The sequence below is a fragment of the Nocardia carnea NBRC 14403 genome, assembly GCF_000308515.1.
In the GTDB taxonomy this organism is placed as follows: Bacteria; Actinomycetota; Actinomycetes; order Mycobacteriales; family Mycobacteriaceae; genus Nocardia; species Nocardia carnea.
In genome coordinates this window covers 53,652-71,660 of the sequence record NZ_BAFV01000057.1, presented here as the reverse complement: position 1 = coordinate 71,660, position 18,009 = coordinate 53,652, and the positions used below count along the sequence as shown (strand labels likewise).

Below are 18,009 nucleotides of genomic sequence, written 5' to 3'. Positions count from 1 at the left end.
GGTCAACCGTTGCGGGCCCGGGCGCGCTTACGGTGGGGCGATGCGCGAAACTCCGGAAGAACTGACCGAACTGCAGGCCCTGCTCGACTCGTCCCTCGCGGGTTCCACGAACCACCTGCGCTCGATCATCGCCGCCGACCGCACCTTGACCGCGGAACAGCTCACCGCGGTCCTCACCGGTATGCGCACGCTGGCGTTGTCCACCGTGACCGCCAAAGGAGAACCGCGGATCAGCGGCGTGGACGGGCACTTCCTGCACGGCCGCTGGTACTTCGGCACCGCGCGTGACGCCGCCAAGGCCCGGCATCTCGCCGCGCGTCCGGGTGCCAGCGTCGCGCATATGGACGGTGAGGACCTGGGCGTGTTCACGCACGGCACCGCGGAGATCCTGAACCCGGCGGGCGGCGAGCCCGACGCCGAATGGCCCGAACTGCTCGCCTACCTGAAAGACCAGTACGGCGACGACGGTTTCGACTGGGACAACGAGGTTGTCTTCTACCGGTTGCGCCCGCACTGGATGACCGTCTACGCCCCTGATTTCGCCAAGCTCACTGCGTCCTGACAGTGGCCGCGGCGAACTGTCCTTCGGGGACATAGGACCAGGTGACGCCCCGGAACTAGGATGGCACCGCCGTTTCCGTCGCGAGAGAAGGTGCCCATGGCAGTCGATCCCGGTAGAGCCGACCTGCAACGCCTGATCAGTGAGGACCCGGGTGGTCCGGTGGTTATGCTCAACCTGCTCCGTTTCGCGCCGGACGGCGCGACGAGCTACCAGGAATATGCCCGCGCTGCCGCCCCTTTCCTGAAGAAGTACGGCGCCGAGCTGATCTATTCGGGACAGGGCTCCACCGCATTGGTCGCCGAGGACGGCCAAGCATGGGATGCGGTACTGCTGGTGCGTTACCCGAGCCGGGAGACGTTCCTGCAGATGGTCCGCGATCCCGGCTATCAAGGGGTGACGACTCTGCGGACCAGCGCGTTGTCGGAGGCGGTATTGCAGGCGACCATTCCCGGATTCGCCGGATAGTCGCGGAGTGCCCTGTGCGTTGGTTCGGAAAGGATCTATTGACGATCCAGTGAACGCGTTGGCGGGGCCGTCTGCCCGGCACCGGATCGCCGTGAATTCCGGACGCCGCGGATCACCGGCAACCACAGCACGGCGATGACCGCCAGCGCGAGCGCATGCCAGGGTGAGCGCCACCACCAGGCGGTTACCGGCGGAAAAGGTAGCTCGCCGGTGGCGGTCGGCGCGGCGAAGGACCAGGCCAGAAAGGCGTCGCCGATGGGGAGGACGCCGAAGGCGTAGCGCTTGGACGCTCCGAGAGTGACCGGTACGCCCAGGCTTTCGCCGAGGCCGGTGAGTGCCCCGGCCAGCGGGCGATCGCCGTGTACGCGGGCCGCGCCGAGAGCAACCACGGTGGCCGAGGCGCTGACACCGAGAATCAGTGGCCCGGAATCCACATCGCCCGTACCGTCGCGGCCGTGTGGGTACTCCCGCACTCCTGGCAGGCCGAGCGGGGTATCGACGAAAACGCGGCGAAACGTGCCGTACTGCTCATCCGCCCAGTCCTTGTCGATTTCCGGCAGGAACCGCTGGATGAGCGCTTGGGATGAGCCGCGCGCGCCCTCGGTCACGGGGGCCGCCAGATGTGGAAGCAACCCGGTCGCCGGGTCCAGCCGGCTGCGGGCCGATACCAGCCATTCGGATATCACCGGTTCGAACCGAGGTTCGGCCACCCGGTCGTGTAATCGCAGGGTCGCGACGGCAACCACACTGTCGACCGGCCAGGCCTGTCCCGGATATGCCTCGAGGAACGGCCCGTCCGCCTCGAAAGCTGCCGCGAGTGCCGTGCAATCGGCGGCGAACTGCGCTGTCTCCGGTGCACCGGGGCCGGCGAGTTCGATCACCGCTCCGCGTAACCGACTGGACCAGCCGGTGTAGAAAACCCCGTGCGCCGGAAGCAGGCCGGCATCGAAACCTTCTCGCCCCGCGGATGTGTCGAGCCGGGCCAGCGCCCATCGGGACTCCCGCAGGGCCTCTTCCCGGTACGACGGATCCAGGCGCGCGATATCGGTCCACGCCAGTCCGTACAGAACATGGGAGAAGAAATATCCTTCGGGAAACAGCTCCTGCATCTGCTGCCCGAGCCCGGATTCCAGTTCGGGCCGGAGAAAGTGCAGTTGCGCCACAATATCCGTGGGCGGCTGTTCCTCCCGGTACAGCCGTACCTGCGGGACGAGGACCGAGACGGTGAGCACGGCCGCGACGCCGATATACAGTGCCCGCACGACGGTGCGGTAGGAACTCATTCACCGACCCTAGACAGCCGCCGATCGCTGGGCTCCCGAACTCGGCACAGCAGTCGCGGCACCGCGTGACCGAATATCGCCGACGAAGATCTGCGGCCGGTGACCGGCATGTTTCCGCTGCCCACCGAGAGCGCTGTGGGGAAATCGCTTCGTGCCGGAGCGGAGGGACCCACGTATGGCGGTGCCGATCCGTTCAGGATTGCGGCCCGGGAGCGCTCGGGCGGCGTTCGGTGGATCGCTGCGTTGTCGCCGCTGCGACTTCGTCCAGTGCCGTCCGGATCATCTCTCCGTAGGCGTCGTCCGGGAGCGCGTTCAGATGTGCCCGGGCGGCGGAGAGCTGTTCGGTGGCCGCCTCCCACGACCCCAGCCGCCGGTAGTTGTCGGCAAGGTTGAGGTGTAACGACGGGTAGAAGCCGGCTACCTGCAGACTTGCGTGGTACCGCTGGGCGCGGTCGTCGCTGAGGGTGTCGGCGGCGTCGAGTGCCCGGATATCCCAGGCCAGTGCCCGGGCGGGATCGTCGTAGAGGTCGGCCAGATAGTGGGCGAGGCTGCAGCGGTGCAGAGGGTCGCCGGCGGCGCCGAGCTCGGACCAGATATCGAGCAGCCGGGTGCGGGCGGTTTCGGTATCGCCGGTTCGGCCGAGCGTGACAGCCTCGGTGATGGCGATCATGGTGGTATCGGGGGACAGCTGGTCGGTGGTCAATTCAGGGCTCCGTCTTCTGTGTCGACAACTGTGGGGTCGGCCGGCATGGCCAGGGTGGTGAGGTCGCCGTTGTCTGCGGACCGGACGACCATCGGGTCCCGCGGGCCGCCGATATCGAGGCGCACATCGGGTCCGATGGCGGTCGCGGCGGCCGGGTGCAGGATGGTGAAACCGAAGACGAGGTCGGCGGGTGGGCCGGTGACCACCGCGGGTAGTTCGATTCCGGCTTCGTCCTCGGTATCCGAGAGTTTCAGTGAGCCCGGCGAAACCGTGAGCCGGAGATAGCGCGCCCGCTGCTGTTCAAGCGCGCGGATGAGCTCGTGTTTCGACACCATCACGTGGGTCCGGGCCGTGGGGAGCGCGGCCAGCAGTGCGCGGTGATCGGGGAACGCTTCGGTCAAGGTCCGGCAGGCGCGCACGACCCCGTCGGCCGAACGGAACCGCATGCTGTGCTCACCGGCCTCCAGATCCACCAGGTGAGCCCGGCGGATCTCCTGCAATGCCGCGCGCAGATCGGCGCCGTCCACGGTCGCCGCCCAGTCGGCGGATCCCGCCTGTTCGGGGACAACGGTGCGGGTGGACAGCCGGTACCGATCGGTGGCGGTGAGGGTCAGCGATTCAGCGGTCGCCTCCAGTCGCACGCCGGCCAGTACGGGCAGGTCGGGGTCGGTGCCGGTGGCGGCGAGGATCTGCTCGACAGCGGCCGCGAGTACCGGCCCGCGCACCGTCGCCACCGGCCATCCGGCGGGTTCGCCCAGCGCGGCCTTCACGATCTCCGCGGTCCGCCGCGCCTGCCGGGTGCGCTCGACCAGCCGCGCCATATGGTCGTCGATCAGCCGGGCCGCATCGTGCGCGCCGGCCGCGAGCACCCGGGCGATACCGTCCAGCGGCATATCGATATCCCGTAACCGGCGGATGGTCACCGCCCGAGCCACCTGCTCGGGGGCGTAATAGCGGTAGCCGGTGCTCTCGTCGACCCCGGCCGGCGCGAGCAGACCGGAATCGTCGTAGAACCGCAGCGCGCTGGCGGTGATACCGCAGGAGCGGGCGAACATACCGATGGTGATCAGGTCGGATTCGGGCACCGGCCCATCATCGGGCTTCGAGCAACCTGAAGGTCAAGACGGGACGCGGCGACTATCCCAGCGCATCCAGCTGCTGCATCAGGGACAGATCGGCGCCGTGCGGCCAGTACTCGGCGAGCCGGTCGTCCGCGACGCGGAACAGGTCCATACCGGGGTAGCGCACCCGGGTGCCGGCCGCGGCCCGGATACCGGCAATTCCTCCCGTATATCGTCCGGCGAACTCCCATCGGGCCGTGATCCACTCGCCATCCACGATGGGGCCCGTGAGCAGCGTGACCGAGACGTCGTCGAACACGGTGTAGGTCTGTTGTACCCGGGCGGCGATGGCTTTCGGGCCCACCGGATCCTCGCCACTACCCCAGTGGCCCACCGCGTCCGCAGCGAAGATCTCCTCGGCGATGACCGGCATCGTCTCGGGATCGGAATTCCACAGTCCGGGTAGCCATTTGCGGTACAGGGTCCGCATAGCGTCGTTGTCCATCGGCAGTATCTCCCCATCGGTAAATGTCCGGACGAAGTCGTAACGGCACGTCGCGGCCGGTCACTGGCCCCGGTAGGTTCCGAAGCTCCAATAGTTGCCCTCCGGGTCGGCGACGGTGAACCCGCGCGACCCGTAATCCTCGTCCTTCATTCCCCTGATCGTCTCCGCGCCCGCGGCGGTGGCGCGCTCGTAGAGGCCGTCCGGGTCGCTGCACACCACGTACACGGACTCGGTACCCGGCGTGCGCCGCTCCGGCAGGCCGCCGTCTTTGTCCACGGTGCCGAACATGATCCCGCCACCCTCGGGCCGGCGCAGTTCGGCGTGTTCGATCACCGATGGATCGTCGTCGCGCGCATACATCGCGGTCAGTTCGAATCCGAAGGCTTTGACCAGGAAGTCAGCGGTGCCGCGGGCATCCCGGAATGCCAGGCACGGCCAGACGGTCGGCGCAGGTGTGGTTGTCGTGGTGGTTTTCGCTGTTGCTGTCATGGTCTCAGCCTGGCTCGCCGGCGAGCTCCGGGTCTTGGACGGATGGAATCTCCTCGGCCAGCCACTGGGTGGGGCTGCAACCGGCCAGACGCGCGAACTCGCGGTTGAGATGCGGTTGGTCGTAGTACCCGCAGGCGGCGGCGACCTGCGCGATCGAAACGAACGATGGAGTGCTCAGCAGCATCTGCTCGGCTCGCTCGAACCGTGCGATCCGCCCGGCCACCTTGGGGCTCAACCCGAACTCGCTGCTGAACCGTTTGGTGAGGTACTGCCGGCTCCACCCGATCCGTTCGGCGAGCGGTTCGACGCCCATCGTCCCGTGCGACCGCGCCACCGCCCGCCACGCCCAGGACAGTTCCGGGCCGACGGCCCGTTCCGGGATCAGCAGCCGGGTGAGCACCCGATCACACGCCGCGAACCGCTGTGGCCAGCCGGAATGCTCCTGCAGTTCCTCCCACAGTTGCCGCCCGGGCGCACCGATCAGATCGGCGAATTCGAGCGACATACTCCACAGCTCCGCCGCCGGCAGCCCGAACAGCGCCCGGCATCCCATCGGGGTGAGCTTCACGGCGACCCCCTCCTGGTTGCCGTCGTGCGCGATCATCGCCGGCGTGTCCTGGAGGCCGCCGAGCACGCAGCGGTAGTTGTCCGGGGACTGGCGGGCGTCGGTCTGGGTGATCACGTCGATGGCGGGCCCGATGGCGACGATGAACGTCATATGCCGCGACGGCAGCCCGCGATGCAGGCCCGCTTCGAACCCGGTCATCCGATACCCGATGTATCCGTCGATGAAAGCCGCCAGCGCCGGGGCCGGGTGGGCCGTCACCACCTGAGAGGTCGGCTCCATAGTTGTCACGCTACGCCGGTGCGGAGCCCGTCGCGCCCCGGTTTCCGTCTCCACCCACGGCCGACCGCCGGCCCGGCCGTCGTCCCGCGTAGACTCCAGTCCTCGTGAGTCTCACCCTCGGAATCGTCGGCCTGCCCAACGTCGGAAAATCGACGCTGTTCAACGCGCTGACCCGCAACGACGTGCTCGCCGCGAACTACCCGTTCGCGACCATCGAGCCCAACGTCGGCGTGGTTCCGCTGCCCGACCCCCGCCTGGACGAACTCGCGAAAATCTTCGGCTCGGCCCGCATCATGCCCGCCACGGTGTCCTTCGTCGATATCGCCGGCATCGTGAAGGGCGCCTCCGAGGGGGCCGGCCTGGGCAACAGGTTCCTCGCCAACATCCGCGAAGCCGACGCCATCTGCCAGGTGGTCCGCGTTTTCGCCGACGACGATGTGGTGCACGTGGACGGCCAGGTGAACCCGGCCTCCGATATCGAGGTCATCGAAACCGAGCTGATCCTCGCCGACCTGCAGACCCTCGAGAAGGCGGTCGTCCGCCTGGAGAAGGAAGCCAAGGTCAAGAAGGACCGCAAACCGTACGCGGACGCCGCGAAGCAGGCGCAGGAAATCCTCAACGGCGGCCGGACCCTGTTCCACGCCGCGAAGGAGATCGACGGGGAACTGCTGAAGGAACTGTCGCTGCTCACCACCAAGCCGTTCCTCTACGTCTTCAACGCCGACGAGTCGGTGCTCAGCGATGAGGCCAAGGTTGCGGAGCTGAAAGCTTCTGTGGCCCCGGCTGATTCGGTGTTCCTGGACGCAAAGGTCGAATCCGAACTCCTCGAACTCGACGACGAATCCGCCGCCGAACTCCTCGAATCCATCGGCCAGACCGAGCCCGGGCTGCACGCCCTGGCGCGCGCCGGTTTCCACACCCTCGGATTGCAGACCTACCTCACCGCCGGTCCGAAAGAAGCCCGCGCGTGGACCATCCACCAGGGCGATACTGCCCCGAAGGCCGCCGGTGTCATCCACACCGACTTCGAACGCGGCTTCATCAAAGCCGAAGTTGTCGCGTTCGACGACCTGGTCGAGGCCGGGTCGATGGCCGCGGCGAAGGCGGCGGGCAAGGTCCGGATGGAAGGCAAGGATTACGTCATGTCCGACGGCGACGTCGTCGAGTTCAGGTTCAACGTCTAGCTGTATGATGGCTGCCCGTTGGTGACACCTGTCCGAAGGCGCGAGGCGGCGCCAGCGTTCTGTGTACGCGAGTCGGGGGAAGCCGTCAATCGCCGAGTGCGTAGACGGCCCCAGACCCCATGCAGGTCATCGAGCAGGTGAGTCTTGGTCGGGTGGGGTCCGCGGTCCTCGTCAGTTGAACTCGGCCGCATGGTCGACTGCCCACCTCGCGAAGGTACCGGCCGGGTGGCCGGCGAGGCGCTCGACATGATCGGTGACGCGATGGGACTCCTGTCGCCACACCGAGGCAGCAATCAGGGCCTCCACGAGTGGCTCGGGGCGACCGTCTGCGAGCATCCGTGATCGCGCGAGACCGGCGGGAAGCACCTGGAATCGCAGATCGCGCCGGAGCGCTGCACTGAGGTGAGCAACCTGGTCGGCGCGGCTGAGCACCTCGGGACCGGTCAACACATGGGGGCCGTGGTCCAGTTGATCGTGAGGTGCGAGCAATACGGCTACGGCCGCATCAGCGACATCGCGCTCGTCGACGACGGCTGTGCGCACCGCCTCTGGGCCCGAGACGACATCGCCCGCCCGCACCTGTTTCACCCAACCGCGGGTGTTGGAAGCCAGCGTGTCGCTTCGCAGCACTACGGGTCGCAAACCGGCCTCATGAAGCAGGGCTTCCATGTCCGCGTGCACTTGAACGATGGGATCACTCTGACGAGCGGCTTCGTCGTCTATCGCGGTAGAGGACAGGTAGACGACACGCGGCGCCGCCGTGGTGAGTTCTCCGATCAGGTCGTGGGCAGCGGCCGAATCGAGCAGCGGCCAGATCAGAAAGACTGCGTCGATGCCCACGAGCGCCTCGCGCACGGCACCGGGGTCTGTGAGGTCGCCGACCACCCACTCGACTCCTGGTCGCGGGCCACCCTGATCGCGCACAAGGCATCGTATGCGCGCGCCGTGGACTGGGAGGCGGTCGACGATCTCTCGGCCGAGGTTGCCAGTCGCGCCGGTGACCAGGATCGATGGACGGTACGGGGAACTCGTGGGGTTGGTGGTATCAGGCATGATCGTGACGCTATGGGTTCAGGTCGACATGAAGGCAAGATGCGTGTGGTGATGAAGATCGGGGAAGTAGCGGCAGAGCTCGGCGTTGAGGCTCACGTGCTGCGGCACTGGGAAGACGTTGGCGCCCTCACCGTGCGTCGCGATGGCAACGGCTACCGCATCTATGACGACAGTGCGCTGGAACAGGCACATACCGTGCTGAAACTGCGACGCGTCGGGCTCTCATTGCCCGAGGTCGCTGCCGCGATGTCACCGACGAAGTCGGCGGCACAGGCCGTTGTGAAGGCGAAGATCGCAGCACTCGAAAATGAAGTCGTCCACAGACAGCGGGCAATCACCTTCTTGCAGCACACCGTCGAGTGTCGCCACAGATACCTCGATGAATGTCCGGACTGCTCGACCTTCGTCCGCGGCGCTTGAGCGCATTCCCGCTGGGATCGACAGCCCCGACGGCGCCTGCGCCACCGTCATGAACGTCACGTCCCGCAACATCTGGCGGTACGCGTTCCTGATGTGGTCGGTCGACGGCGGGCGTGGTGCCCGGATGGCTCGTTCTGCTCCGGCTCGGTTCCTGCGGCGCGGTGGCGACCGCGCTGCTCGCTGTATCGATTCCTTTGGTCGTAGTCGGTATCCTCAGTCTGGTATATAATCAGCTATATAACCAGAGGAGGGGGTTGTTATGACAGTCACCAGCGTCGACCTGGATCCGCAGCTCATCGAGCGTGCCAGGGAGCTTACGGGCGAGCGATCGAACCGAGCTGTGCTAGACCTTGCGTTGCGCCGGCTCATCGCCTCGAAGCAGAAAGGCGCGATGATCCGCGGCATCGCGGGACTGACCGACCTCGAGAACGAACTCGGCGCGCCGGTGGTCTCTCCGGACGAGTCGCAGTCCGCGTGACCGACTACCTGGTCGACAACTCGGTGTGGGCAAGGCTGGCCACTGGAGACCCGGGGATCACTGCGCGGCTGCGGCGCATCGAGCGAGCACCGGCCGACCTTTTCGTCACCTGCCCGCCGCAGGTGCTCGAGTTCTGCCACAGCGCCCGGACACCCGAAGAACATACGAACTACCGAGAGCAGATCTCGCTCGGATTCCCGCTCGAGCATGCACCCGATGAATCGCTGGTGCTCGATCTCCAGGCAGCGCTGTGGAACGAGGGGCTTGTCCGGGCGGCCGGCTCGCACGACATCCTTATCGCCGGCTATGCCATCGTGAACGATGCGACCGTGCTTGCCGCGGACCACGACTTCGAGCACATCGCGAAGGTGTCCGACCTGCAGTGTGAATACATCGCGCCTTCGCCGTGACGTTGGTTGGCGGCGGAACGTGGTCGAGTTCCGGTTTAATGTATAGAAGTCCAGGTCAGAGATTTGTGATCGTCTGATCCAGAGTGGTCCGGTGGGGACCGATGCGCGATGAGGTGTCAGCTGGGGTTGGCCGCCGGGCTGACGGGCGCGGCCATTGTTCGGTGATGTCGGTGAGCCAGAGTTCGTTGGCGTCCTCGGCCGAGAAGCGGTAGCCGAACTCCGGATCGGCGCGTGCCGGCCGCGGTCGCCTGGCCGGAGGGCTCGTTCACTGCCTGGGAGTGGTGCGGACGCGGACATGTGCGCGCTCGCCCTGCCGACCGATGAGGCAGAGGTACTCCACGGGCCGGGTGGTTGCGGCGCCGAACCAGTGTGGTGTGCGGGTGTCTAACTCGGCGGCTTCACCGGGCGAGAGGACCATATCGCGTTCACCGAGCACGAGCCGTAACTGTCCGTTGAGGACGTAAGCCCATTCGTACCCCTCGTGGGTCTGGAGGACGGGCTGATCCGAGCCGCGGCTTCCGGGGAGGATGAACTTGTAGGCCTGGATACCGCCGGGGCGCCGGGTCAACGGCAGGACCGTCTGCCCTCCCTTGCCGTGGATAGGGCGCAGGTGAACACGTGGGTCACCGGTGGCTGGAGCATCGACCAGTTCGTCGAGCGTGACGCCGTGCGCTCTGGCCAGCGGTAGTAGCTGTTCCAAGGTCGGCCGCCGAGAGCCGGACTCCAGCCGGGACAGCGTGCTGATGGAGATGCCGGTAGCGGTCGACATCTCGGCCAGCGTGGTCTCACGTTCTCGGCGCAGGTGGCGCAGCCGGGGTCCGACGGCGTCGAGGCCCTCGCCCTTCTCGGTGTCCATGGCAGCCAGTTTGCCAGAGCGGCAAAAGTGTTTGCAAGGATTTGTGCTGCCGTTGCAGTGTGGCACCTGAAGGGCGCTCGTTTCGGGCGTCGACCGGAACAGGAGGATCTATGTCTACTGAGGACTCCGGCCACCCGGGTGTGCCGGTGGAGTACGCGACCTGGCGGAAGAACCGTTGGGAGGAGGTTGCCGGCCCGGGCGGCAAGGCGGGCACCGTCCAGCTGGCCATGGTCTCGCATCCCGAACCGGGGGTGCCGGGTTTGCCCGGTCGGTGGGAGGTGAGTGCCTCGGGGGTCTTGACCCTCACCGTCACTGCCGCGGACGGAGCGTCGATCGGCGGACGGCCGGTGACAGGTGCGGTGGAAGTCGAATCCGGAAGCCAGGTGGAGCTTGCTGACGGGCGGGTATGTTTCGTACAGGGACGGGGCGGAACCTACGGCATGGTCGTCTGGGACCCTTCCGCACCTGTTCTCACGAGGCTGCGCGATATCGCGAGCTATCCCTACGATCCGAACTGGGTCGTCGACGCCGAGTACCGGCCGGCGCCAGGACGTACCGTCGAAGTAGGGCGTCTGACCAGCCCTCGGAGCAAGGAGACCGTCTCCGCCCCGGGAGACCTGGTCGTCGAGCTCGGCGGCCAGGAGTACACCCTGGTGGTGCTGGAAACCGTCCCGGGCCTGCGTCTGGCGGTCTTCACCGATCCCGGCAGCGGCACCGACACACCCGAGATCGGTCGATGGCTGATCCTCCCCCCGGACGAGGGCACCAACCTGCGGGTCGACTTCAACAAGGTGACCCTGCCCCACCATGTGTTCTCCACGGCGTTTCCGTGCCCGATCCCGCTTGAAGCGAACCATCTTCCGGTCGTCGTCGACGCCGGAGAACGTGCACTCGTTCTCGACGGAACGAGCCCGAGCACGGTGACAGAGCCCGACGATAGAGGACAGGACGAAATCATGGAACCGGAATTGAGCGAGAAGGCGGTCCAGTACCTGCGGCATCTGGAGCACTTCGACTTCGCGAGCATGCGAGCGATGTGCACGGACACGGCCACTGTCTGGCACAACGACGGCAAGGGCGAGCAGACGATCGCGGAGAACCTCGAGCAGCTCGCGCAGATGTCGAGCGGCGGGGGTGTCGTCGCGTTGCGGTACGAGATCACCCGCCAGTTCCAGAAGTCCGACGAGGTGCTCCAGCAGCACGTGCTGCATGTCGACATGCCCGGCGGGGCCGGCACCGAGTTGCCCGTGGCGATGTACTTCGGTTTCCAGGACGGTCTCATCGACCGCATCGAGGAGTACGCGAACATGACGCCGCCCAACGAAGGCAGCGCGAGCTGATCCGACGCTGCGCGATCTTCGGCACCTGGGCACAACCGTCGCCCAGGTGCCGAATCTCTGTCAGCCCCTGTCCTCGCCTGATCCGGTTTGCCGATCATCAGCCACGCACGGCTTACGTCCTGCCAGTGGTGACCTGCCCGTGGCGGTGCAATCTTCTTGGGCAGGAAGAGGGCTGAGTCTTCTCGCGCAGCTTTATCAGGATTACCGGCTTCTAGTGCCATGGCCACTGAGTGAATACCTACGTTCGCGGGGCCGAAAAGAGTGCCGTACAAGTCGGATTCACCAGGCATCGCCGGGGCCAGATGACGTGCGTGTTCGATATGCTCGGCTGCGGTGTCGGGATGAAAGCCACGCGCGGCCACAATCGCACCGCACAAGTGCGCGTATCCACGCCGGTGCAGACGAAGGCCGCGTGTGCTTTCGCATACGGGACTCGCAGACGGTGAACGCGAACACCCCCAGCACTGCCGTGCCCACAGTCGCCGTCAGCGCGACGCCGGGCCGGAACCATGCGGGAAGGTCGGTGAACAGCTCGCCGGCAGTGAACACCACGCCGATGAGTATCACGACGGTCAGCAGGATCCCGCCCACCGCTACCGCCGCACTGCACCCAGCCAGGAATCTCCACGCTCGTGCTCGCAGCGCTCCGGGGCCATGAGGACGGAATGGTTCCAGCGCTCTGCTGACCTCGGCGGGCCACCGGACGACGAGTACGTCGTCCGGGTCGTCGGAGTCGAGCCTGTTGTGGCGGAACCCGATGGTCTGTCCGACGAGTCGGCGACCGCTTCCGGGCATCGACAGCGGACAGGTGATCTCGCGGTGGAGGATCCCGTGCCCCGGCACCTGGGCGCTGATGATGAGCGTATCGGGCCCCTGGACCTCGCCGGGAGCATCCTCGATCGCGTCGTCGATCACGCCGGCGGCGAGGTGCCCCTCGGCGAACCGCGCCTCGACCGACCGCTTGTCAGGGTGACTGTGGCTCATCGCGGGCCATCCTTCGCGTGGGCGGGCCATCCGTCGAACAGGACGTCGTGTAGGACGTCGGGGTCGAGGGTGTTGTGCCGGAAGCGGATGGGCCTTCCGATCCGCCGGCTCGGGTCGTTACCGTCCCGGTAGACCTTCCGGTGAAGCACCTCGCCGTCAGGCATCACGGCGCTGACTCCGAGTTCATACCAGGCCTGGTCGTCGCCGACGGTCCGCTGCTCGATCACTCGGTCGACACGGCCTGTGGAGACGTACCCGTCCGCAAAGCAGGCTGCGCGGCGCCGGCTGCTGCCGACGGTCATGAGGATGCCTCCGACGAGCGGCACCCCGATGGCGACACTCCACAGCAACCAGTACACGTCGATGCGGTCGATGCCGGAGACATAGAACCAGATGATCAGCGCCACCGTTGCGATCGGTGCGGTAACGAGCACTACAAGGCCGGCCAGCGCTGCCATGACGCCGATGGCCTCCAGCCGAGACCAGCGCCGGATGCGTGCGCAGGTTTCGGGCGTGCGGGCCTTCGCCATCCAGTCTGCGGTCTGATCATCAGCGTTGTGAAGCTGGATCCGCTGGTCGAGCCATTTCATCGTGTGCTCCTCCGTGCGGCCGTCCGACGGAGTTTCGCGTGGATGCGTAGCGGCGGCGAGGAACCAGCATCCTCTCACAGGCGCTGCTCCCGATCACCGAAGCTGAGGAAGTAGCTCGCCATCGATTCGGCCGTCGTATGCCTGGACGGCTCCACCTGTGCGATATCATTTGATGGAAAGAATTGATATCGTGCGTGATCGGGGTGGGTCGAGGAGGGATGAGCGATGGCCAGGACCGTCATTGATCTGGACGAGGAGATCGTCGAGCAGGCGATGCGGGTATACGGGGTGACGACCAAGGCCGCAGCAGTACGGGCAGCAATGGAAGAGGGAGTGAAGCTACGGCTACGCCGGGAGCTGTTCGACGCCATCGACGAGGGTGAGTTCGAGGACGCGTTCGCGGAGATCCGGTCACAGACCGGGCCGCGGAAGCCGGACGGTTCGCTCGAGCGTGGAAATGGAGCTTCGGTGGCGTGAAGGGGCGCTATCTGATCGACAAGTCCGCGCTGGCCCGCCGGAGCACGCCTGCAGTGCGGCAGCGACTGGATGCGCTGGACCACGCGGGGCTCCTTGCGGTGTGTGCACCGACCGAGTATGAGGTGCTGTTCTCGGCGCGCGGCAAGCCCGAGGCGCTGCGCCTGCGTACTCTGCTCCGCGGCTTCGACTACCTGCCCTGCAATGACGAGGAATTCGAACGCGCGCTCGAGATCCAAGAGCTGGCACTGAACGCCGGCTTTCACCGGGCACTGTCGCTGGCCGACGTCCTCATCGCGGCAACGGCCGAGCGGCACCGGGCCACGGTTCTGCACTACGATGGCGACTTCGACATGATCTCCTCGGTGAGCGGGTTGCAAGCCGAGTGGGTCGTCGAACCCGGCACCGCCGACTGAGCGACGTAGACCGCTCAGCACGCCGACCAGTTCAGTTGTTTGGTCGGCGCCGCGCGATGGCCGATTCGGTCAGCGCAGAAACCGGCACAAACCCTGCCAGGCACTTTCGCACTCGGATTCAGCTGGGATGGTGCAGCCGGCGCCGGGATTGCCGTGGTTTGCTTGTCGCCGTGAGCGACTGGAGGGGCGATCGCGTTCGGTCCGCGATCGAGGGCCGGAATCCGACCGTTTTCGCTGAGCTCGACACGGCGTTCGCGGAAGTCGGTGATACGCAGTTTTTGCCTGGTTACTCGCTTGCGCTGCCAAAAAGCCCGGTGTCGGCCGGCTCACCGATCTTCCGCGGTACCGCTTCGGCATCTAGCGGATCGGGATCTGCGAGGCGGTGGTTCAGCAGTGCACCGCTGAACCACATGAGGCCGTGCCGGCGGTGAATACGCGGTTGACTCAGGAGCAATCGCCTGGTTCGCCGATTTTTACGACGGACAGGACCGCATCGGCCTCACCGATGGGTACGCCGGCGGCGGGTGTCTGTGCGACGACCACCCAGTTGCGATCCATCACCTGTCTCCGGCCCGCGCCTGTCGCGTCTTCGCTGCGGGAGAAGAACACGCCTGCGGCCTGGATGCGGTCCTGGGCGTCCTGCAGGTTCATGCAGACAACGTCCGGCATCGGGACGGTTTCGGACTCGGTGGCTGTGCTCGGCTCGGTCGACGGCGGTTCGGCGGGGGCGGTCATCTGCGGCGGCATCGAGGTGCTGGCCGGTACGAGTGTCGCGACGGAATTATTGGTTTCTTGTTCGATGGCGGGCGTTTCCGTTGCTGCGCATGCGGTGGCGGCAGCCGCAGCGGCGATGGCCAGGTAGGCCGCGATTGTCTTCATGATGATGGTTGTCCTCACCCTGGGATCGACTGTGGCTCCGATCACTGGCAATCGCTTCGCGATGAGCGCGGCGTTACAGGGGGCTGTCGGTCCGTGGGCGGTGGCGGCTGATCGTGGTCAGGCCCGTACCGCCGCCACTGCCTCGTCGTAGAGTTCGGCGAGATCGTCGGCGCCGTCCGATGCGATCCATGCTTCGGAGGCCGTGTCCAGGCAGGAGAGTGCCGCCGCGACGATAGCTGTGGCGCGTAGCGTCGCCCGTTCGGCGGGGCCGTCCATTCGTGCTGCGAGCAACGGTACGAACATTTCCTGCCAGCGCAGCCGTTTCTCCATCAGTCGCGCCCGCAGTGACGGGGTATCGAAGAGCATTTTTCCCAGCGCGAGGTCGGCGCTCGTATCGGCGACGGTGGTTTCGTGGGCGGCGTGGAGGGCGGCCAGGAGGGCTTCCCACGGGGTTTCGCCGGCGGGCCGGGCGGCCAATTCGCCGGCGATCATCTGGCCGCGGGAGATCAGGCCGCCGAGGACGATGTCCTCTTTGGTGCCGAAGTAGCGGAAGAAGGTGCGCCGGGAAACGCCGACTGATTCCACGATGCGGTCGATCGGGGTCTCGTCGAAGCCGTCGGTCAGGAACATCTCGAGGGCGGTCTCGACGATTTCGTTCCGGACGGCCGCGCGCTGGCGGTCCCACACGGTTTCCTTCGCCATACGAGGAGCATAGCCCGTGCCAAACTGGCACTTGGTGCCAACCTGCCCTACGGTGGCAGTCATGTCGATTGCATATTCAGGTCAGACCGTGTTGATCACCGGAGCCAGTTCCGGAATCGGGCAGGAATTCGCGCGGGCGCTCGCCGCGCGTGGGGCAGCGGTGGTGCTGGTGGCCCGGCGTAGTGACCGGTTGGAGGGACTCGCCGCGGAATTGCGGTCCGCGCACAATGCGGTGGTCGAGGTGATTTCCTACGATCTCGCGTCGCCGTCTGCCGGACCGGATCTGCGGGCGGCGGTCGCCGAGCGGAATATGCGAATTACGAGCTTGATCAACAACGCGGGGTTCGGCACCTTCGGGAACTTCCGCGACGAGGATCCCGAACGGCTCGCGCAGGAGGTCGCGGTGGACGTATCCGCGCCCGTGCAGCTCAGTTCGGCATTCCTGCCGGATCTGGTCGCGGCGGGGAACGGATTCCTGATCAATGTGGCGAGTATGGCGGCCTATGCGCCGACGCCGCGGATGGCGGTCTACGGCGCGTCGAAGGCGTTCGTGCTCAACTTCACCGAGGCATTATGGGCGGAACTGCGCGGTAGTGGTGTCGCGGTTTTCGCGTTGTCACCGGGGGCGACCGATACCGAGTTCAATGCGGTCGTCGGTACCGATGACGCTACCGCGGGCGCACGAATGCGGTCGGCGGCCGAGGTGGTGGCGACTGCGCTGGCACATCTCGACCGCCGGTCGCCGGGACCGAGTGTCGTCGACGGAGTGAGCAATCGGTTCGCCGCGGCGATGAGCAGACTGCTGGGCCGGCGGACCGCGGTCGTCCTGATGGATCGGTTGTCGGACCCGAGCCGCCGGCGTCCGTCATGATGGGTGCGATGACAGTCGATGGATCCCGACCTACGCTTGGATGACCTCGACCCGCACCAGTGCGCCCGGTGCGTCGCAACTGGCCCAGGACTGATTCTGTCCGTAGTGCACCGGCCCGTACTTCCAATAGGTGAACGGGACGGGCCATGCGACACAGGTGAGCTTCACCTGGTGCCAGGCCGGTAGCTCGCAGTGGGCCATCCCTCCGGTGTTGAAGATGTTGTAGACGTGACAGTTGGCCTGCCACACCGGGACATCGGCCTGAGCTACACCGCCCCCTGCAAGTACAGTCCCGGCGGTTGCGGTGGCGACGATGGCGCCGGCGGCAAGCCGTTTCGCAGACAACATATCGGACCTCCTGAATCGATGTTGTATGGATCACATCGCTGAGAAGTCGCTCTTGTTACCTGGATCGGTCGTGACGTGCGCGGAGAGCGGTTGCTGCGCGGGCCCGTGCGGTAGCGCAGATCATGTCCGGTGCGGGAGCGCGAAGAGGGCTCGGCGCTTCAGTGTCTCCGCGCCGCTGGTCTCGGATATGCCGTACGACGCATCACGCCCCAGGCGGCGCTTCGCCGGTGCCGGTCCGGCGGCGTGACCCACGCAAGGCGGCGAGCAGGAGTTGCTTCGTTGTGGGGTGCTGTGGATTGCGCAGGACCTGCGCGGTCGGGCCCTGTTCGACGATTGCGCCGTCGGCCATCACGAGGACGCGGTCGCAGGTGTGGGCGGCGAGGGCGAGGTCGTGGGTGATGTGCAGGATCGCGGTGCCGTGGTCGCGGGCGAGGTCGCCCATGAGCTGGGAGACCTCGGCGCGGAGGGTGGCGTCGAGCATGCCGGTCGGTTCGTCGGCGAGGATGACCGCGGGCCGGGTCACGATCGCGCGGGAGAAGGCGACGCGCTGGCGTTCGCCCCCGGACAATTGGTGCGGGAACCGGCGGGCGTAGTGCGCGGGGTCGAGGCCGACCGCGTGCAGTGCCGATCGGGCGGCTTCCGTTCGGGTCGCGGTATCGCCGATGCGGTGGATGACGAGGGGTTCGGCGACGATATCCAGGATCCGGCGATGCGGCGGCAGGGACGCGTAGGGATCCTGCATGACGAGGTGCACGGCGCGGCGGGCCGCGCGGCGGACAGAGGTGGAGGCGGCGAGCAGATCGACGCGCTCGTATCGGTCGCCGCTGTTCGCCGAGATATCGAGCAGCGCGGACCCTTTCGACGGGATGACCAGCCCGGCAATTGCTTTGGCGATGGTGGATTTGCCCGCTCCCGAGCCGCCGACGAGGGCTACGGTCTCGCCGGCCTGGAGTTCGACGTGCACATCGCGGACGGTGACGGTTTCGCCGTACCGCACTGTCAGGTCGGCCACGCGGAGAACCGGCTCCTGCCGATGGGCCGGGTGGTCGTCACGTGCCGCCGCTGTCCGGATCATTTCGGTCGTCATCG

Annotated in this window: 24 protein-coding genes; 10 read left to right on the top strand and 14 right to left on the bottom strand. The window is 66.6% G+C overall.

All coding sequences use genetic code 11. The annotated features are described in order from the left end of the window. The first annotated feature begins 40 nt into the window (after positions 1-40). Complete coding sequence (locus ON22_RS21325; protein WP_033243369.1) at positions 41-562, top strand: pyridoxamine 5'-phosphate oxidase family protein; 522 nt, start codon at positions 41-43, stop codon at positions 560-562. Positions 563-658: 96 nt separating this feature from the next. Then, positions 659-1,027 carry a DUF1330 domain-containing protein gene (locus ON22_RS21320; protein WP_033243368.1) on the top strand — a complete coding sequence of 123 codons (369 nt, stop codon included), beginning with the start codon at positions 659-661 and terminating at the stop codon, positions 1,025-1,027. A 35-nt stretch (positions 1,028-1,062) separates the two neighbouring features. Here the strand turns inward: ON22_RS21320 and ON22_RS21315 are convergent, their stop codons facing one another. The 6 genes from ON22_RS21315 to ON22_RS21290 all read right to left on the bottom strand — a co-directional run bounded on the left by ON22_RS21315 (position 1,063) and on the right by ON22_RS21290 (position 5,915). Continuing rightward, the gene (locus ON22_RS21315) at positions 1,063-2,310 is read right to left on the bottom strand and encodes a hypothetical protein (RefSeq protein WP_051157904.1); all 1,248 of its coding nucleotides are present in this window, start codon (positions 2,308-2,310) and stop codon (positions 1,063-1,065) included. 193 nt (positions 2,311-2,503) lie between these two features. Then, positions 2,504-2,980 (bottom strand): hypothetical protein, encoded by a 477-nt coding sequence (locus ON22_RS21310; RefSeq protein WP_033243671.1) that lies wholly within the window; start codon positions 2,978-2,980, stop codon positions 2,504-2,506. 29 nt (positions 2,981-3,009) lie between these two features. Then, the gene (locus tag ON22_RS21305; protein ID WP_051157903.1) at positions 3,010-4,098 is read right to left on the bottom strand and encodes a DNA polymerase III subunit beta family protein; all 1,089 of its coding nucleotides are present in this window, start codon (positions 4,096-4,098) and stop codon (positions 3,010-3,012) included. Positions 4,099-4,150: 52 nt separating this feature from the next. After that, positions 4,151-4,579 carry an ester cyclase gene (locus ON22_RS21300; protein ID WP_033243367.1) on the bottom strand — a complete coding sequence of 143 codons (429 nt, stop codon included), beginning with the start codon at positions 4,577-4,579 and terminating at the stop codon, positions 4,151-4,153. Between the two features lie 60 nt (positions 4,580-4,639). Further along, positions 4,640-5,068, bottom strand: coding sequence for a VOC family protein (locus ON22_RS21295; RefSeq protein WP_033243366.1), 429 nt, complete (start codon positions 5,066-5,068; stop codon positions 4,640-4,642). Positions 5,069-5,072: 4 nt separating this feature from the next. After that, on the bottom strand, positions 5,073-5,915 hold the full coding sequence (locus ON22_RS21290; RefSeq protein WP_033243365.1) for a helix-turn-helix domain-containing protein: 843 nt from the start codon (positions 5,913-5,915) through the stop codon (positions 5,073-5,075). A 104-nt stretch (positions 5,916-6,019) separates the two neighbouring features. Here ON22_RS21290 and ychF point away from each other — a divergent pair, with 104 nt between their 5' ends. After that, positions 6,020-7,099, top strand: a complete 1,080-nt coding sequence (ychF, locus tag ON22_RS21285) for a redox-regulated ATPase YchF (protein WP_033243364.1) — start codon at positions 6,020-6,022, stop codon at positions 7,097-7,099. 171 nt (positions 7,100-7,270) lie between these two features. Here ychF and ON22_RS21280 read toward each other — a convergent pair whose 3' ends face one another. Beyond that, positions 7,271-8,152 (bottom strand): SDR family oxidoreductase, encoded by an 882-nt coding sequence (locus tag ON22_RS21280; RefSeq protein ID WP_033243363.1) that lies wholly within the window; start codon positions 8,150-8,152, stop codon positions 7,271-7,273. On the opposite strand from ON22_RS21280, the gene ON22_RS21275 reads away from it, so the two are divergent. From ON22_RS21275 to ON22_RS21265, 3 genes are all read left to right on the top strand, one after another. Beyond that, positions 8,045-8,572: a MerR family transcriptional regulator gene (locus ON22_RS21275; protein WP_231508501.1), complete on the top strand. Its 528-nt coding sequence runs from the start codon at positions 8,045-8,047 to the stop codon at positions 8,570-8,572. The two genes, ON22_RS21280 and ON22_RS21275, sit on opposite strands and share 108 nt — an antisense overlap. Positions 8,573-8,831: 259 nt before the next feature. Beyond that, on the top strand, positions 8,832-9,050 hold the full coding sequence (locus tag ON22_RS21270; RefSeq protein ID WP_033243362.1) for a type II toxin-antitoxin system VapB family antitoxin: 219 nt from the start codon (positions 8,832-8,834) through the stop codon (positions 9,048-9,050). Further along, a complete protein-coding gene (locus ON22_RS21265; RefSeq protein WP_033243361.1) occupies positions 9,047-9,460 on the top strand; it encodes a PIN domain-containing protein in 414 nt (137 codons plus the stop codon). The genes ON22_RS21270 and ON22_RS21265 overlap by 4 nt, the downstream gene beginning before the upstream one ends. Before the next feature lie 265 nt (positions 9,461-9,725). On the opposite strand, the gene ON22_RS21260 is transcribed toward ON22_RS21265, so the two are convergent. Then, the gene (locus ON22_RS21260; RefSeq protein ID WP_033243360.1) at positions 9,726-10,316 is read right to left on the bottom strand and encodes a helix-turn-helix domain-containing protein; all 591 of its coding nucleotides are present in this window, start codon (positions 10,314-10,316) and stop codon (positions 9,726-9,728) included. 110 nt (positions 10,317-10,426) lie between these two features. Between ON22_RS21260 and ON22_RS35865 the strand changes: the two genes are divergently transcribed. Further along, positions 10,427-11,656 carry a DUF1684 domain-containing protein gene (locus ON22_RS35865; RefSeq protein ID WP_081595736.1) on the top strand — a complete coding sequence of 410 codons (1,230 nt, stop codon included), beginning with the start codon at positions 10,427-10,429 and terminating at the stop codon, positions 11,654-11,656. Between the two features lie 279 nt (positions 11,657-11,935). Here ON22_RS35865 and ON22_RS21250 read toward each other — a convergent pair whose 3' ends face one another. After that, entirely contained in the window at positions 11,936-12,640 is a 705-nt protein-coding gene (locus ON22_RS21250; protein WP_063820624.1) for a hypothetical protein, read from the bottom strand. Further along, positions 12,637-13,230, bottom strand: coding sequence for a hypothetical protein (locus tag ON22_RS21245; RefSeq protein ID WP_051157902.1), 594 nt, complete (start codon positions 13,228-13,230; stop codon positions 12,637-12,639). The genes ON22_RS21250 and ON22_RS21245 overlap by 4 nt, the downstream gene beginning before the upstream one ends. A gap of 225 nt (positions 13,231-13,455) precedes the next feature. On the opposite strand from ON22_RS21245, the gene ON22_RS21240 reads away from it, so the two are divergent. Continuing rightward, complete coding sequence (locus ON22_RS21240; protein ID WP_033243359.1) at positions 13,456-13,707, top strand: type II toxin-antitoxin system VapB family antitoxin; 252 nt, start codon at positions 13,456-13,458, stop codon at positions 13,705-13,707. Beyond that, positions 13,704-14,120, top strand: a complete 417-nt coding sequence (locus ON22_RS21235; protein WP_033243358.1) for a PIN domain nuclease — start codon at positions 13,704-13,706, stop codon at positions 14,118-14,120. The genes ON22_RS21240 and ON22_RS21235 overlap by 4 nt, the downstream gene beginning before the upstream one ends. Positions 14,121-14,564: 444 nt before the next feature. On the opposite strand, the gene ON22_RS21230 is transcribed toward ON22_RS21235, so the two are convergent. Further along, positions 14,565-14,999 carry a PASTA domain-containing protein gene (locus ON22_RS21230; protein WP_033243357.1) on the bottom strand — a complete coding sequence of 145 codons (435 nt, stop codon included), beginning with the start codon at positions 14,997-14,999 and terminating at the stop codon, positions 14,565-14,567. 117 nt (positions 15,000-15,116) lie between these two features. Beyond that, positions 15,117-15,701, bottom strand: coding sequence for a TetR family transcriptional regulator (locus tag ON22_RS21225; RefSeq protein WP_033243356.1), 585 nt, complete (start codon positions 15,699-15,701; stop codon positions 15,117-15,119). Positions 15,702-15,762: 61 nt separating this feature from the next. On the opposite strand from ON22_RS21225, the gene ON22_RS21220 reads away from it, so the two are divergent. Further along, positions 15,763-16,572 (top strand): SDR family NAD(P)-dependent oxidoreductase, encoded by an 810-nt coding sequence (locus ON22_RS21220; RefSeq protein ID WP_033243355.1) that lies wholly within the window; start codon positions 15,763-15,765, stop codon positions 16,570-16,572. A gap of 30 nt (positions 16,573-16,602) precedes the next feature. Here ON22_RS21220 and ON22_RS21215 read toward each other — a convergent pair whose 3' ends face one another. Together ON22_RS21215 and ON22_RS21210 are read right to left on the bottom strand one after the other, a co-directional pair. Then, positions 16,603-16,920, bottom strand: a complete 318-nt coding sequence (locus ON22_RS21215) for a hypothetical protein (RefSeq protein ID WP_033243354.1) — start codon at positions 16,918-16,920, stop codon at positions 16,603-16,605. Positions 16,921-17,122: 202 nt separating this feature from the next. Next, positions 17,123-18,007 carry an ABC transporter ATP-binding protein gene (locus ON22_RS21210; protein ID WP_051157901.1) on the bottom strand — a complete coding sequence of 295 codons (885 nt, stop codon included), beginning with the start codon at positions 18,005-18,007 and terminating at the stop codon, positions 17,123-17,125. Between the last annotated feature and the right edge of the window lie 2 nt (positions 18,008-18,009).